This window comes from Nitrosomonas sp. Nm58, from assembly GCF_900107335.1.
Classification (GTDB): Bacteria; Pseudomonadota; Gammaproteobacteria; order Burkholderiales; family Nitrosomonadaceae; genus Nitrosomonas.
This window is the reverse complement of sequence record NZ_FNPQ01000013.1, coordinates 19,062-35,352: the sequence shown is the minus strand read 5'-3', so window position 1 is coordinate 35,352 and position 16,291 is coordinate 19,062. Positions and strand designations below refer to the sequence as shown.

Annotated in this window: 15 protein-coding genes and 1 tRNA gene; 1 reads left to right on the top strand and 15 read right to left on the bottom strand. The window is 42.6% G+C overall.

What is annotated here, in order from left to right:
- Positions 1-51 precede the first annotated feature (51 nt).
- Positions 52-1,155, top strand: coding sequence for a PQQ-dependent sugar dehydrogenase (locus BLW34_RS06960; protein ID WP_090577409.1), 1,104 nt, complete (start codon positions 52-54; stop codon positions 1,153-1,155).
- A 205-nt stretch (positions 1,156-1,360) separates the two neighbouring features.
- On the opposite strand, the gene nuoN is transcribed toward BLW34_RS06960, so the two are convergent.
- From nuoN to BLW34_RS06885, 15 genes are all read right to left on the bottom strand, one after another.
- The gene (nuoN, locus tag BLW34_RS06955) at positions 1,361-2,806 is read right to left on the bottom strand and encodes an NADH-quinone oxidoreductase subunit NuoN (RefSeq protein ID WP_090577406.1); all 1,446 of its coding nucleotides are present in this window, start codon (positions 2,804-2,806) and stop codon (positions 1,361-1,363) included.
- Positions 2,807-2,858: 52 nt separating this feature from the next.
- Positions 2,859-4,343 (bottom strand): NADH-quinone oxidoreductase subunit M, encoded by a 1,485-nt coding sequence (locus BLW34_RS06950; RefSeq protein WP_090577403.1) that lies wholly within the window; start codon positions 4,341-4,343, stop codon positions 2,859-2,861.
- 102 nt (positions 4,344-4,445) lie between these two features.
- Positions 4,446-6,392 (bottom strand): NADH-quinone oxidoreductase subunit L, encoded by a 1,947-nt coding sequence (nuoL, locus tag BLW34_RS06945; RefSeq protein WP_090542551.1) that lies wholly within the window; start codon positions 6,390-6,392, stop codon positions 4,446-4,448.
- Between the two features lie 72 nt (positions 6,393-6,464).
- On the bottom strand, positions 6,465-6,770 hold the full coding sequence (gene nuoK / locus BLW34_RS06940; RefSeq protein ID WP_090542553.1) for an NADH-quinone oxidoreductase subunit NuoK: 306 nt from the start codon (positions 6,768-6,770) through the stop codon (positions 6,465-6,467).
- 66 nt (positions 6,771-6,836) lie between these two features.
- Positions 6,837-7,442 (bottom strand): NADH-quinone oxidoreductase subunit J, encoded by a 606-nt coding sequence (locus BLW34_RS06935; protein WP_090542555.1) that lies wholly within the window; start codon positions 7,440-7,442, stop codon positions 6,837-6,839.
- Positions 7,443-7,461: 19 nt separating this feature from the next.
- Complete coding sequence (gene nuoI, locus BLW34_RS06930) at positions 7,462-7,950, bottom strand: NADH-quinone oxidoreductase subunit NuoI (RefSeq protein WP_090542557.1); 489 nt, start codon at positions 7,948-7,950, stop codon at positions 7,462-7,464.
- 13 nt (positions 7,951-7,963) lie between these two features.
- Positions 7,964-9,064, bottom strand: a complete 1,101-nt coding sequence (nuoH, locus tag BLW34_RS06925; protein ID WP_090577400.1) for an NADH-quinone oxidoreductase subunit NuoH — start codon at positions 9,062-9,064, stop codon at positions 7,964-7,966.
- 21 nt (positions 9,065-9,085) lie between these two features.
- Positions 9,086-11,494: an NADH-quinone oxidoreductase subunit NuoG gene (gene nuoG, locus BLW34_RS06920; RefSeq protein ID WP_090577397.1), complete on the bottom strand. Its 2,409-nt coding sequence runs from the start codon at positions 11,492-11,494 to the stop codon at positions 9,086-9,088.
- Between the two features lie 59 nt (positions 11,495-11,553).
- A complete protein-coding gene (nuoF, locus tag BLW34_RS06915; RefSeq protein ID WP_090577394.1) occupies positions 11,554-12,831 on the bottom strand; it encodes an NADH-quinone oxidoreductase subunit NuoF in 1,278 nt (425 codons plus the stop codon).
- A complete protein-coding gene (gene nuoE / locus BLW34_RS06910) occupies positions 12,828-13,304 on the bottom strand; it encodes an NADH-quinone oxidoreductase subunit NuoE (RefSeq protein ID WP_090577391.1) in 477 nt (158 codons plus the stop codon). The genes nuoF and nuoE overlap by 4 nt, the downstream gene beginning before the upstream one ends.
- 9 nt (positions 13,305-13,313) lie before the next feature.
- On the bottom strand, positions 13,314-14,567 hold the full coding sequence (locus BLW34_RS06905) for an NADH-quinone oxidoreductase subunit D (RefSeq protein WP_090577387.1): 1,254 nt from the start codon (positions 14,565-14,567) through the stop codon (positions 13,314-13,316).
- 47 nt (positions 14,568-14,614) lie between these two features.
- Complete coding sequence (locus BLW34_RS06900) at positions 14,615-15,241, bottom strand: NADH-quinone oxidoreductase subunit C (RefSeq protein WP_090577384.1); 627 nt, start codon at positions 15,239-15,241, stop codon at positions 14,615-14,617.
- Between the two features lie 8 nt (positions 15,242-15,249).
- Positions 15,250-15,720 (bottom strand): NuoB/complex I 20 kDa subunit family protein, encoded by a 471-nt coding sequence (locus BLW34_RS06895; protein ID WP_090577382.1) that lies wholly within the window; start codon positions 15,718-15,720, stop codon positions 15,250-15,252.
- A 4-nt stretch (positions 15,721-15,724) separates the two neighbouring features.
- On the bottom strand, positions 15,725-16,081 hold the full coding sequence (locus BLW34_RS06890) for an NADH-quinone oxidoreductase subunit A (protein ID WP_090542579.1): 357 nt from the start codon (positions 16,079-16,081) through the stop codon (positions 15,725-15,727).
- 68 nt (positions 16,082-16,149) lie between these two features.
- Positions 16,150-16,234: transfer RNA gene (locus BLW34_RS06885), tRNA-Leu, on the bottom strand.
- Positions 16,235-16,291: the final 57 nt, after the last annotated feature.

Sequence of the window (16,291 nt, the reverse complement as noted above, 5' to 3'; positions counted from 1 at the left end):
ATGATCTATATAAACCACTTATAGATAAAAACTATCGTAATAACTTAAGTTATGAAATTATTGTTATTCTTCACTCTATTTCTTCTTGTTTTTTGTAATGGAACACAAGCCGCTGCACAAGACGAGAATTTACCCCTTGAAAAAATCAAATTACCGCCTGGTTTTTCCATCAGCTTATGGGCGAGAGTACCTGACGTACGCACTTTAACATTGGGTGATAAAGGAACCGTATTCGCTGGCTCCAATTCTGCTGGCAATGTTTATGCTATCACGGATCATAATGGAAAACGACGCGTTAGAGTCATTGCCAGCAAGCTTAAACTGCCTTCGGGTGTAGCATTCCATCACGGCTCTTTGTATGTTTCAGCAGTAAACCGTATTCTTCATTATGGCCATATCGAAGAAAATCTTGATCAACCACCTCAACCTCAAGTTGTGATCGATAGTTACCCTAGGGAAACCTTTCATGGATGGCGTTTTATTGCCTTTGGTCCTGATGATTTACTCTACGTTTCCGTAGGCGCTCCTTGTGATGCTTGTGAAGCGGACCAATCACATTATGCACTCATTTCTCGTATCAAACCTGATGGAACGAATTATGAAATCTATGCTCAGGGCGTACGCAATTCCGTTGGATTCGACTGGCATCCTGAAACAAAAGAGTTGTGGTTTACGGATATAGGCCGGGATTGGATGAGCGATAATATGCCACCCGATGAGCTTAATCATGCGCCCCATAAGGGCATGCATTTTGGTTTTCCCTATTGTCATGCCAGCAGTATCCTTGATCCTAAATTTGGAGCAAAGCGCGGTTGTGATCGATCAGTCCCACCCGTCATTGAATTAGATGCACACGCCACTCCGTTGGGAATGCGATTTTATACGGGTAACATGTTTCCATTGGAATACAAAAACCAAATAATCATTGCTGAACATGGTTCATCGAATCAGCGAACACATAGTGGTTATCAGCTGAAACGTGTACACATTGAAAATAATAAGGTAATTAAAAAAGAAGTATTTGCGGATGGCTGGTTAGAAAATGGTAACGCCTGGGGTAGACCTGTGGATGTGCTCGTGATGCCCGATGGTGCACTATTAGTTTCTGACGATCAAGCTGGAGCCATTTATCGAATCAGCTATTCCATACCGTAAAAAGAAAGAAATCTCTAGCAAATAGAATTTTAGCAATTAAAGTACTTTGCCGCATTTGTGGCGAAGTACTTTCCTTTCTCATCTTCTCACTCAATCTACTAGTTTTAGTTAACCTTTCATCTCAGGAAACGAGAAATTGAAATTGAAGAGGTTAACCTTGGAGTACCGTTGCTACTTCAAATCATGCCAGAGTTTCAGCAACAATCTACATCGACTGCCGTATGGCGTAAAGGCTGAGCCCCATGAGCGTTTGAGGAAAAATACCCAACATGATCACTGCCAAGCCATTAATGCTGATCAGGACTTTGATATCCATTCCAGGCAAAATGGGCATATCGCTTTCAGGAGCATCGAAATACATAAACTTAATGATACGTAAATAATAAAATGCGCCAATTAACGAAAGCATTACAGCCACGACAGTCAACCATATATAGCCGGCACTTAATACAGCTTGCAGTACGGATAATTTCGCATAAAAGCCAATCATCGGCGGAATACCTGCCATGGAAAGCATCAAGAACATCATGATCAGCGCAAGCCAAGGATTACGTTGATTCAATCCTTTGAAATCACTAATATTCTCAGACTCAAAGCCTTCTCGTGCAAGTATCATGATGATGCCAAAAGCGCCTAGTGTCATTAACACATAAGCGGCAATATAAAATAGCGATGAGCTATAACCATCTTCTCCAGCTGCAATAAAGCCGAGCAACACAAAGCCCATATGCGATATGGTTGAATAGGCCAACATACGTTTAATATTGGATTGCACGATAGCCACTACATTACCAATAGCCATAGACGCTACTGATAGGATGACTAGCATGCCCTGCCAATCAGCTACCATCTCACCCAGTCCATCTACCAACAATCGCATAACGAATCCAAATGCTGCCAATTTTGGAGCAGAACCCACAAAAAGTGTCACCGCGGTAGGCGCACCCTGATAAACATCTGGCGCCCACATATGAAAAGGAGCTGCACTTAGCTTAAAGCTGATTCCTGCGACGATAAATACTAAGCCTACTACCAATACTGCATGATCAATCATGCCTGATTGAATAATCTCGGATAGCTGTGCAGTATGCAAGGTTCCTGTAGCGCCATAAACCATGGACATGCCATAAAGCAGAAAACCAGAAGCCAGCGCACCCAACACAAAGAATTTCATAGCAGCTTCGGTAGCGACCGTTGATTCCCGCTGCAAAGCCACCATTGCGTAAAGAGAAAGTGATAGCAGCTCTAATCCCAAATAGAGAGTCATAAAATGACTGGCTGAAATCATGACCATCATGCCGAGTGTTGCAAATAAGGCAAGGCTAAAAAATTCACCTTTGAACATGCCTCGTACACCGATATAAGTACGTGAATAGATCAGCACGGCAGCTACAGTTGCATAAACCATCAATTTGAGTATATCCGACATCGCATCATCAACAAACATACCCGAGAAGGTATGTCTAATATCTGGCGAGAAAGTAGTAAATGTGAGTACTGCACAACCGATCAACGCGGATTGTGCCAGAAAAAAGGCAAAATAACGTCTCTTCTCTCCCACAATCAAATCAACAAGCATAACTACACAGACCATTACCAGTAAAAACATCTCTGGGTACGCAGGAGTAAAATCAGGCTGCAGAAAATCCATTAATTGTCCTCAGTTTCTGGGGAGTTAATCTAATATATTATTAAAAAGTTTGTTATAGCTTGCTATGTGTCATATGTAGCAGCAAATTATCAACGGTAGCATGCATTATCTCAGTCAAGGGAAACGGATAAACCCCCAGCCATAACACCGCAAATGCGAGAATTGCCAACAACATAAATTCACGTTTGGAAATATCTTCTAATCCTTCTACATTGGAATTTGCTACAGCACCAAATATGACACGCTTATACATCCATAGTGTATAAGATGCTCCCAAAATAAGTGTCATTGCAGCAAAAAATGCATACCAGAAGTTAACTTCAATAGTGCCCATAATAACCATGAACTCTCCTACGAAGCCACTAGTGCCTGGCAAACCAGCATTAGCCATGGCAAACAGCATGAACAAGGCAGCAAAAACAGGCATTTTATTAACTACACCACCATAATCAGCAATCTGGCGTGAATGCAATCTATCGTACAGCACGCCCACGCATAAAAACATCGCGCCGGAAATAAATCCATGTGAAATCATCTGTACCATGGCACCTTCTATTCCGAGGGAATTTATCAGAAAAAAACCAAGTGTTACAAATCCCATATGAGATACCGATGAATAAGCTATAAGCTTTTTCATATCTTGTTGCACCAAAGCCACCAAACCAATATATACAACCGCAATCAAAGACAGCAGAATCATCAAATCGGCAAGATACAGGCTCGCATCAGGCGCAATCGGTAAAGAAAATCTCAAGAAACCATAACCACCTAGTTTCAACAATATCGCAGCCAAGACGACTGAACCACCCGTAGGCGCTTCAACGTGCGCGTCCGGCAACCAAGTATGTACTGGCCACATCGGCACCTTAACCGCAAATGCTAGCAAGAAGGCAACAAATATGAGTATTTGTGGCGTCATCGGAAGTGGCAGTTGATGATACTCTAGTATTGAGAAACTGCCATCGGAGACGTGATATAGGTAAATCAGGGCAATCAACATCAAAAGTGAGCCAAGTAGTGTGTATAAAAAGAATTTGATTGCAGCATACACTCTATTTGGACCACCCCAGACACCGATGATGATGAACATGGGAATCAGTGAAGCTTCCCAGAAAGTATAGAAAAGTACAGCATCCAATGAAGCGAATACACCATTAACAATACCTGACATGATCAGGAATGCGCCTAAGTACTGGGAGACGCGTTCACGTATGACTTCCCATCCGGCTATTACGATTAATGGTGTAACAAAACAATTCAGTAGAATCAATGGCATGGATATACCATCAATACCTACATGATAGTGAACATTCAATCGTTCAAACCAAATATATTGCTCGACGAATTGCATCGTACTTAAAGTAGGATCAAAGCGTGCATAAAGTGGAAGAGCCACCATCAATCCGATTATTGATCCAATCAGTGAGAGCCAGCGTGGCAATAATGAATTACGATCATTGCCAATTGCCAGAACGATTAAACCAAAGAAAATAGGCAACCAGATAACTAAACTTAATAGCGGGAATCCAAACAACATGATTATTCCAATTCGTTTACATGTAAATGCGTTTTTGTTTTTTTAGAGCACCATGAAGGCCTACCATCTGGTACTTTATATTCTTTTCTCAATCAATTCTTCTCAGAAATAGAAAAGCCACAAGCTCATTAAAATAAAAATACCTACAATCATGGTAAAGGCATAATGATAAATGTAACCAGATTGAAATTTCCGCGCTACTGCCGCTATCCAGGCAACAGCGCTAGCAGTGCCATTGACAAAAATACCATCAATGATTTTGACATCACCAATTTTCCACAAGGCAGTACCTAACATCCTAGTACCCCCTGCAAATGCCCATGAATAAAACTCATCAATATAATATTTGCGGTCAAGCAGGATGTAGATAGGGCCTGATAATTTCTTGATTTTCCCAGGTAATTCAGTTTTATATAAATATAAATACCAAGCAGTGAAGATTCCACCTAACGAAAGCCAGAAAGGCACTGTTGAGAACGCATGCAACATCATGCCTACGACACCTGTAAATTCCGCTTCTAAGTTTGCAATTGCTCCATGTTCCGGATGTATCTGAATAGCTCCACCAAAATAATCACCAAACACCATCGTTCCGATCATCCAGCCAGCAGCAATTGTAGGGACTGCAAGTATGATGAGTGGCACCGTCACAACCCATGGCGATTCATGTAAGTGGTCTCGCGTATGATCATCCATCCGTGCCTCACCATGAAACGTCATGAACATTAATCGGAATGTATACAGCGCGGTAACAAACACTGTGGCTAATACACAAAAATAAGCGAATCCACTGCCTGGAATATCAGTAAATTTGGCTGCTTCAATAATCGCATCTTTAGAGAAAAAACCTGAAAAACCAGGTACGCCCGCGCTTGCCAACGCAGCAATAAACATCGTCCAATATGTAATCGGCATGTATTTTTTTAATCCACCCATTTTACGCATATCTTGCTCATGATGCATGGCTATGATCACTGAGCCAGCTCCAAGAAATAATACTGCCTTAAAAAAAGCATGCGTCATGAGGTGGAAAATAGCGATAGAATAAGCCGATGCACCTAATGCTACAGTCATATAGCCAAGCTGTGATAATGTGGAAAAAGCAACAACTCGTTTAATGTCATTTTGCACCACGGCAACCAACGCCATAAATAAGGTAGTAATACCCCCTATTACCAAGATCGTTGAAAGTACCGTTTCAGATAATTCAAACAAAGGCGACATACGAGCAACCATAAAGATACCGGCAGTTACCATTGTGGCGGCATGGATTAAAGCAGATATCGGTGTAGGGCCTTCCATTGAATCAGGCAACCACACATGTAAAGGAAACTGAGCAGATTTTCCCATAGCGCCAACGAATAATAAAAGACATATGACTGTCAACAACATCCAGGATTGTCCCGGTATGATCTCAATAGTGTGCGAAGCCATATAATCCGCATGGGCAAAAACGATTTCATAATCGAGCGTCCCAAAATACGCAAGAACTAGTCCAATGCCCAATAAAAACCCGAAATCACCCACTCGGTTGACTAAAAAAGCTTTCATGTTGGCATAAATTGCTGTTGGTCGGGTATACCAAAAACCAATAAGTAAGTAGGAAACAAGCCCTACTGCTTCCCAGCCGAAGAATAGCTGTAAGAAATTATTGGACATGACCAGCATCAACATGGAAAAAGTAAACAGCGAAATATAGCTAAAAAATCGCTGATAACCAGGATCGCCATGCATATAGCCGATAGTGTAAATATGAACCATTAACGATACTAAATTCACCACCACCATCATGGTCGCTGAAAGTGGATCGATCAAGAAACCAACCTCGAAGTGAGTTTCCCCCAGAGCCATCCAGGTATATACAGTACCGTTATAGATATTTCCCTGGAAAACATCGACAAAAATAACCAAAGAAGTGATTAGAGATATGAAAACCAATAAGATCGTTGTTCGATGACTCCAGGTTGTCCCTATAAAACGACCGAATAGTCCCGCAATTATCGCACCCAGCAGTGGTGCCAGCGGAACCAATAAATAAAGTTTTTCCATCTATGTTATAAAATATTAATTGTCAGTTATTAAACAGTTTTGTATTCCATCAACAGGCAAGTATTAGTTTTCTTACCCTTTTAACTCATCCAGATCGTCCACATTAATGGTACGCAAATTACGAAAGAGCACGACCAATATTGCAAGCCCAATAGCTGCTTCTGCCGCCGCCACGGTAAGGATAAAGAAAACAAAAATCTGTCCCGCCACATCTTGGAGAAAATGAGAAAAAGCAACAAAGTTTATATTGACTGCTAACAGCATTAATTCAATAGACATCAATAAAATAATCACATTTTTCCGATTGAGAAAAATGCCAACTACGCCTATCGCAAATAAAATTGCACCGAGCACGAGATAATGGGATAACGATATCAATTAATCACCTTTTAAACTGAACGTATATGAAAAATAACTATATCTTCTATATCTGTGTAATAGCTTTCATTCTTCATTTTCAGAAGACATAGAAATCATTCGTATTCGATCATCTCGTTTAACTGCAATCTGCTTTGAAGGGTTAGGAGATTTTTTGTCGGTACGATAACGTAAAGTAAGCGCAATGGCAGCTACCATCGCCACCAATAAAATAACTGCTGCCAATTCAAATGCGTATACATACTCAGTATATATCAAGCGCCCCAGTTCTTTGGTATTACTATAACCAGCCTCATGCGGTTGAGGAATAGGCATATTATCTAAATTGAATTGCCTTCCCATCAAAACCATACCGATTTCTATTGCCAAAACTAGCGCAAGTAACGCACCAAATGGAAACCATTTCCAGAAACCTTCACGTAATCGCTCAAGATTAATATCCAGCATCATAACCACAAAAAGGAATAAAACCATTACTGCACCTACGTAAACCAGAACCAATGTAATCGCAAGAAATTCAGCTTCCAAAAGCAACCATATTCCGGCAGAAGTAAAAAAGGCGAGTACCAGCAGCAATGCAGCATAAACTGGATTACGAAGCGTTATAACTCCCAGTGCAGACAGCACCAATACTCCAGAAAAAAAATAAAAAATAAAATCCTGAAAATTCATGAGTGTCTAATGAATATATTTATCGGTAAGGCGCGTCAGCTTCTCTGTCTTTAGCAATCTGCTCCTCATAGCGATCTCCAACAGCAAGGAGCATTTCTTTCGTATAAGTGAGATCACCACGTACCTCGCCATGGTATTCGAGTACGCGTGTTTCAACAATCGCATCCACTGGACACGCTTCCTCACAAAAACCACAAAATATACACTTAATCATGTCAATATCATAACGAGTGGTACGCCGAGTCCCATCTTCACGCTGTTCCGATTCGATGGTAATCGCCAATGCAGGACAAACTGCTTCACATAATTTACAAGCAATGCAACGTTCTTCACCATTAGGATAACGCCGTAAGGCGTGCAATCCACGAAATCGCGGCGATTGGGGCGTTTTTTCTTCTGGATAATGAACTGTGATCTTAGGCGCAAACAGATAGCGCCCAGTGACTTTCATTCCTTTTAGTAATTCAAACAGCAGAAAGGATTTAAAAAAATGCTTAATACGTTCCATTTCACTTCCTCCTTTAGTTAAACCATAGATTAAGTGGGAACAGTGCCTTGATTGATTCTGGCAGTTGCATCAAAGCACCCAATAAAACAATCCACACCAGCGTGATGGGAATAAATATCTTCCAGCCAAGACGCATAATTTGATCATAACGATAGCGCGGGAAAGTAGCACGGAACCATAAGAAGAAAAATAACATAAATGCTATTTTTAATAACAACCATACTATTCCGGGTATTAAGGTAAATGGCGCAATATTCACTGGAGGAAGCCAACCACCTAGGAACATGATACTGGTAAGCGTAGCAACCAGTATCATGTTGGCATATTCTGCCAAGAAAAAGACAGTAAATGCCATTCCCGAATAATCAACATGAAACCCAGCCACAATTTCCGACTCACCCTCAGCAACATCGAATGGAGCACGGTTCGTTTCAGCCACGCCCGAGATGAAATAGACTAGAAACATTGGAAATAATGGAATCAGGTACCAATTCAGTAGACTATCGCCTTGCTGCCCCTTAACAATATCGCCTAAATTCAGACTTTCTGACATCATTAATACACAAACTAGCGCGAAACCCATTGCCAGTTCGTATGAAACAACCTGCGCCGCTGATCGCATTGATCCTAAAAACGCATATTTAGAATTGGAAGCCCATCCAGCTATAATCACGCCATAAACGCCTAAAGAGGTCATGGCTAAAATATAGAGCAAACCGGCATTGATATCCGCAAGTACTAACTCTGGTGAAAAAGGTACCACCGCCCATGCTGCCAAAGCAGGCGCGATCGTGAGAATAGGCGCAAGTAAAAACAAAAACTTGTTCGCACCGGTGGGAATGATGATCTCTTTCATGATCGCTTTTACCGCATCTGCGATGGGTTGTCCCCAACCACGCAACCATGGAATTCCGAAAAAAGTTACTCGGTTAGGCCCTACTCTAATCTGCATATAAGCGATGATTTTGCGCTCGGCAAATGTAAGATAGGCAACTGCTAAGAGCAATGGCACAACGATCGCAAAGATATAGAATAAATTCTTTGCCACTATATAAACCGTCGCGCCCCACTCCGCACCAAACATCTGCTCAAACAGTTGTTGTGTATAATCCATCAACAAATCCCATTCGTATTTTTATAATTTTTCTACTGAAACTTCCCCAAACATTGCGCCCAAGGTAGAAGTATGTGGATGCGCGCAAGCTACTCGTACACAATTAAAGGGAAGCCCATCGTCACCAGCCACTTCAAGCTGTACTTCGCCACCGCCCTGCTTTAATCTAATTACCTCACCCTCCCTCACGCTAAGCTGTTTAAGCAGCGCAGTAGGCAACCATGCTTTTGGCGATGCCGCATCGTGAGTCAATTGCAATGATTCAGCACGTCGCACAATGGGATCTGCCTGATATATGGGAACTTCGCCAATACGTTGCAGACCACTTACTTCTTGTATGAATATAGTGGCTTCATATTCTTTTAAATTATTATTGAGATATCTTGTGATGGCTTCTTCAGCAGGAATGATTTGCGCACGAATTTGCTCTGATGTTTCATAATCAAAACCATCCAACTGCAACAAATTACCCAGTACACGTAAAACTTTCCACGCAGGACGCGTGTCTCCCAAGGGTGAAACTACACCGTTGAAACTTTGCACGCGCCCCTCTGCACTCACAAAAGTTCCTGAAGTCTCAGTAAATGGAGCAATCGGTAAAACCACATCAGCATAATTTGTGGCATTGCCTTTAAAAGTACTTAAAGAAACAACAAATTCTGCATTATTAATTGCTTTCATCGCCTGTTGCGGATTATGTGTATCCAGTTCCGGTTCCAGATTCATAAGCACGTAAGCGCGACAAGAGGATACAGCGCTATTTGAATCATCGCTAAACATTTGCGCAGCATTGTATTGAGATCTTCGTTCATCGCGCTTAATCTCAGTTCCTAATACACCTCGACCTGGAACTGCTCCTGCGAGATAAGCGCCTACACTGTTGGCTGCTTCACCCAGAAACCCAAAGTTTGCTCCGGTTGACTTTGCAATCGCCTGCGCGAATGCATGAATATCTGCGTAGAGCGGGTGATGTTGAGCTACATTCCCCATAAAAATCGCAGCAGGATTATTAGCGAGCATGCTTTCTGCAATTGCTCGTGCCACATCGGTGGTACTTACTGATGCTATTGCTTGCCTGATATGCGCAGAAATCCCTTCAACAGGTTTAGTCCCAGCAATCACTTTAAGAATTTGCGCTAGCATATTCACCATTTCAGAAGGCGCTACGATTGCACGATGAGCAGTTCTCATCAGCAGATCATCATCTATTGGATTAATAATGCTAAGCTGTGCTCCTTTTTTCACTGCTTGACGGAAGCGATGAGCCAGAAGAGGATGATCCTTACGCAAGGTACTACCGATAATCAGAATTGATTTTAACTGCAGAATATCGGCGATACTCATTCCTAACCAGGGCGCTCCCTGCAAGTTGCCGTCAGCCCGGAAATCTGATTGACGCAAACGATGATCGATATTTCCACTTCCCAGTGCTCGCATCAATTTCTGCAACAGAAAGAGCTCCTCCAAGGTGCTATGAGCCGATCCTAAAGCGCCGATACTGTTTACACCGTGTTTTTCCATCACCGATTTTAGGCCATCTACGGTAAATATCAGCGCTTCCTGCCAATCACACGAATGCCACTGGCCATCGCGCTTGATCATGGGAGTCGTCAAGCGATCTTCCGAATTTAATCCTTCGTAGGAAAAACGATCTTTATCCGATAACCAGCATTCATTAATTTCTTCATTTTCACGAGGTAAAACTCGCATCACTCGATTTTGTTTTACCTGGACGATTAAATTACTACCCAAACCACAATGAGGACTGATCGACTTTCTACGTGATAGCTCCCAAGTACGTGCCGAATAACGAAATGGCTTACTGACCAGAGCGCCCACCGGACAGAGATCGATTACATTGCCTGATAATTCAGAATCGACTGTTTTACCTACAAATGATAAAATTTCAGAATGCTCGCCACGGCCGGCCATGCCTAATTCCATAATTCCGGCAATTTCCTGACCAAAACGTACACAGCGTGTACAGTGAATACAACGAGTCATATCAGTTGAAATAAGCGGCCCAAGATTTTTGTTAACAACTACCCGCTTTGCTTCCTGATAACGCGATTCACTGCCTCCATAGCCGACGGCAAGATCTTGTAATTGACATTCACCCCCTTGATCGCAAATAGGACAGTCCAATGGATGATTGATCAGCAAGAACTCCATGACGCCTTTTTGCGCCGTTGCCGCTTGCTGAGAATGGGTAAATACTTTCATTCCTTCTGTTGCGGGTGTTGCGCAAGCGGGTAAAGGCTTAGGTGCTTTCTCTACTTGCACCAGACACATACGGCAATTCGCAGCGATCGACAATTTTTTGTGATAGCAAAAATGAGGAATATAGATCCCAAGCTGCCTTGCACCGTCCATCACAGTGCCACCTTTGGGCACAGTTACTTGCTTACCATTGATTTCGATATTGACCATCGATTACAAACTCTCGGATTAATCATATATAAAAAAGAACTACATCGACTTGGCACACATCACACCATACATTTCTTATGCTCAATGTGATATACAAACTCATCTCGAAAATGCTGCAGCATTGCGCGTACAGGCATTGCCGCAGCATCACCTAGTGCACAAATAGTGCGTCCTTGAATATTGTCAGCTAGGTTATCGAGCAGATCCAGATCTTCTGACCGGCCTTTCCCGTGCTCTATACGATTGATGATACGATACAGCCAGCCCGTACCTTCTCGACACGGTGTGCATTGACCACATGATTCCTCATAATAAAAATAAGAGAGGCGCTCTAGTGCTCTTACCATACATGTTGTGTCGTCCATGATAATTACCGCCCCAGAACCAAGCATCGATCCAGCCTTAGCGATTGAGTCATAATCCATATCTGTTTTCATCATGATATCACCAGGCAGAACTGGCATTGATGATCCGCCTGGAATACACCCCTTTAGCTTCCTGCCGCCACGCATACCACCAGCCATTTCCAGTAACTCCGCAAATGGAATTCCTAATGGCACTTCATAATTTCCTGGCTTATTCACATGACCTGATATTGAAAAAATCTTGGTGCCACCGTTATTGGGCTTTCCGAGCTGTAAATACTTCTCTCCACCATTGCGAATGATCCAGGGTACTGACGCAAATGTCTCAGTATTGTTAATCGTTGTTGGTTTACCATAAAGACCATAGTTTGCAGGAAAGGGAGGCTTGAAGCGAGGTTGTCCCTTTTTTCCTTCTATCGATTCGAGTAATGCCGTTTCTTCGCCGCAAATATATGCGCCATAACCATGATGATTATAAAGTTGGAAGCTAAAATCTGAACCTAGAATATTGCTTCCAAGAAAACCTGCCGAGCGTGCTTCTTCGACAGCTTCTTCCATGCGCTCATAGGTTTCCCAGATTTCACCATGAATATAGTTGTATCCAGCTTTGACGCCCATGGCGTAGGCTGCAATCAACATACCCTCTATTAAGATATGCGGATTGTATCGCATGATATCGCGATCCTTAAACGTACCCGGCTCGCCTTCATCTGAATTACATACCAGATACTTATCCCCCTCGTATTGACGCGGCATGAAACTCCATTTCAAACCAGTTGGAAACCCCGCACCCCCACGACCACGCAAAGCGGATTTTTTAACCTCCTCAATGACCTCTTCAGGAGATATCTTGTTAGCAATAATTTTCTTGAGAGCAGTATAGCCATCTCGCTTGAGATAACTTTTCAACCTCCAGTTATCAGGATTAGCAGGATCCACGCCAGCCAGGATCACCTGAACAGACTGAGTCATTTGCGCAATTCCTCCAACAATTGATCTATTTGATCATTGGACATAAAGCTACACATTCGCTTGTTATTAACCAGCAAAACAGGCGCGTCTCCACATGCCCCCATGCATTCACCTTCCTTTAGGGTGAATAGCCCATCAGCAGTAGTCTCGTTAAACCCAATTCCAAGCTTTTGCTTTAAATAATCTGCCGCATTATTTCCGCCCGATAAAGCACAGGGGAGATTGGTACAAACTGTGATTTTATACTTACCCACCTCCCTCAGATTGTACATATTATAAAATGTCGCAACTTCATAAACCGCGATAGCCGGCATGCCCAAATATTTGGCAATGAAATCCATGGTTTCGGTAGCGAGCCAGCCTTTCTCGTCTTGTGCGATAGCGAGTGCGGACATGACTGCCGATTGCTTCTGATCGGCAGGGTACTTTGCAATCTCTCGATTTATTTTTTCCAAGGATTCAGCACTTAACATTTCTTTTATTTATCTATCTATTTCACCAAAAACGATATCCTGTGTACCAATAATTGCAACCAAGTCGGCAATCATGTGACCACGTGACATTTCATCCAAGGCTGCTAAATGAGCAAACCCTGGTGCACGAATTTTTAAACGGTAAGGTTTGTTGGCGCCATCGGAGATAATATAGATACCAAACTCCCCTTTGGGATGCTCAACCGCTGCATAGGCTTCACCCGGTGGAACGTGGATACCTTCAGTAAAAAGCTTGAAGTGATGAATCATCTCTTCCATGCTTTGCTTCATGGCTACACGCGAAGGCGGAGCTACTTTATGATTATCAACAATGACTGGCCCAGGATTGTTGCGCAGCCATTCAACACACTGCCTGATGATACGATTGGATTGCCGAAATTCTTCAATACGCACTAAATAGCGGTCATAACAATCGCCATTGACCCCTACAGGTATATCAAAATCAATTTGATCATAAACTTCATACGGCTGTTTCTTACGTAAATCCCATTCCACTCCAGAACCACGCAGCATTGGCCCTGTAAAACCCAAAGCCTTAGCTCGCTCTGGTGGAACCACACCAATATCGACCAACCTTTGTTTCCAGATACGATTATCTGTCAGAAGCGTTTCATACTCATCGACGTATTGCGGAAAACGGTTGGTGAAATCCTCAATAAAATCAAGCAATGATCCCTGGCGATTCTCATTTCTTTTCTTCGTTTCTTTTTCGTCATGAATATGTGATGACTGGTATTGAGGCATAGTATCAGGTAGATCTCGATATACCCCACCCGGACGGTAATATGCTGCATGCATTCTGGCGCCCGAGACAGCTTCATAGCAATCCATCAAATCTTCTCTATCACGGAATGCATAGAGAAATACAGTCATTGCCCCCACATCTAGCGCATGCGCTCCTAGCCAAAGTAGGTGATTCAGTATTCTCGTTATTTCATCAAACATGACACGTATATACTGAGCCCGCAAAGGAACCTCGATTTGTAATAACCGCTCTATTGCCATTACATATGCATGCTCATTCACCATCATGGAAACATAATCCAGTCGATCCATATAAGGTACTGACTGAATATAGGTTTTGTTTTCAGCTAATTTCTCCGTGGCACGATGCAGCAACCCAATATGCGGATCGGCTCGCCTTATCACTTCACCATCTAATTCCATCACCAGCCGCAAAACACCGTGTGCAGCAGGGTGTTGCGGCCCAAAATTCATGGTATAATTGCGTATTTCGGCCATACCCTAAGCAATCCCGATATTAAAAAAGATATGTTTTGATTTCATGTTTAATCGACCTTATCTTCCTCACCGTAATATTCCTCACGGATTACATAAGGCGTTATCTCACGGGGCTCTATTGTGACGGGTTGATAAATGACTCGCTTCTGATCAGCATCATAGCGCATCTCCACATGCCCGGATAAGGGAAAATCCTTGCGAAAGGGATTACCAATAAAACCATAATCAGTAAGAATTCTCCGTAAATCCTGATGATTCGAGAAAATGATGCCGTAAAGATCAAATGCCTCACGCTCAAACCAATTAGCTGATGGCCAAATGCCCATTACTGAATCCACGATCGGAAATTCATCATCATCGACAAATATCCTTACCCTTAATCGATGATTGAGATTTATCGAGAGCAAGTGATAAACAACGGCAAAACGCCTGTTCTGACGCCCCTCCCCTGCAAAAGAGTCATTGGTATAGGCAGAATAATCCACGCCACACAAATCAATGAGCATGTCAAAATTTAAGCTGGGGTGATCCCGTAGCACTTCCATTACATCTAATAAATCGCGTGACTGCACCACGATAGTTATTTCTTTTAAGTGCTGGTTTAAACCAACCAACTTATCACCAAGCGCATCCCGCAAAGATGAGGAGAGTTTTTCAAAACGACTGATCGACATGTTAGAGCCTAGCGCGCAATAGTATTCGTTCTTTTGATCTTATTTTGGAGTTGGATGATTCCATAAAGCAAAGCTTCAGCAGTAGGCGGACATCCAGGAACATAAATATCAACCGGCACAATTCGATCACATCCACGTACTACGGAATATGAATAATGATAGTAGCCCCCACCATTCGCACAGGATCCCATAGAAATTACCCAGCGTGGTTCAGCCATTTGATCATAAACTTTACGCAACGCAGGTGCCATCTTGTTGCACAACGTTCCTGCCACAATCATCACATCTGACTGCCGCGGGCTAGGACGAAAAACGATACCGAATCGATCTAAATCATAACGTGAGGCACCAGTTTGCATCATTTCCACCGCACAACAAGCAAGCCCAAAAGTCATTGGCCACATTGACCCAGTACGCCCCCAGTTAATCACAGAATCCAGACTAGTGGTTATAAAACCTTTATCTACTGTACCATCCATAATATCAATCCCACTCCAAGGCACCTTTCTTCCATTCGTAAACAAAACCTACAATAAGTATGCCGAGAAATATCAGCATCGCAACAAAGCCAAACATACCGATCTCATTTAATACAACCGCCCAAGGGAAAAGGAATGCAATTTCCAGATCAAATAGAATGAACAATATCGCAATCAAATAGTAGCGCACATCAAATTTCATACGTGCATCTTCAAATGCCTCAAAACCACACTCGTAGGGGGACAATTTTTCGCTATCGGGTCGATTAGGTGCAAACAACCAACCGGCCAACATGGATAACACACCTACTGACAATCCAACCAAAATAAAAAGTAAAACTGGGAAATAATTACCAAGCATTGTATCTAGCATAATCATTATTCTCGTTATTGATTTATTTGCGTAGCCACCAATCTCTTAGTAAGAAATGGTGCCGATGGCGAGACTCGAACTCGCACAGCTTTCGCCACCGCCCCCTCAAGACGGCGTGTCTACCAATTCCACCACATCGGCCACTTATTTCCGAGCAGATAATAAAATCCGCTCAATACTGGCATTCAACACACAATC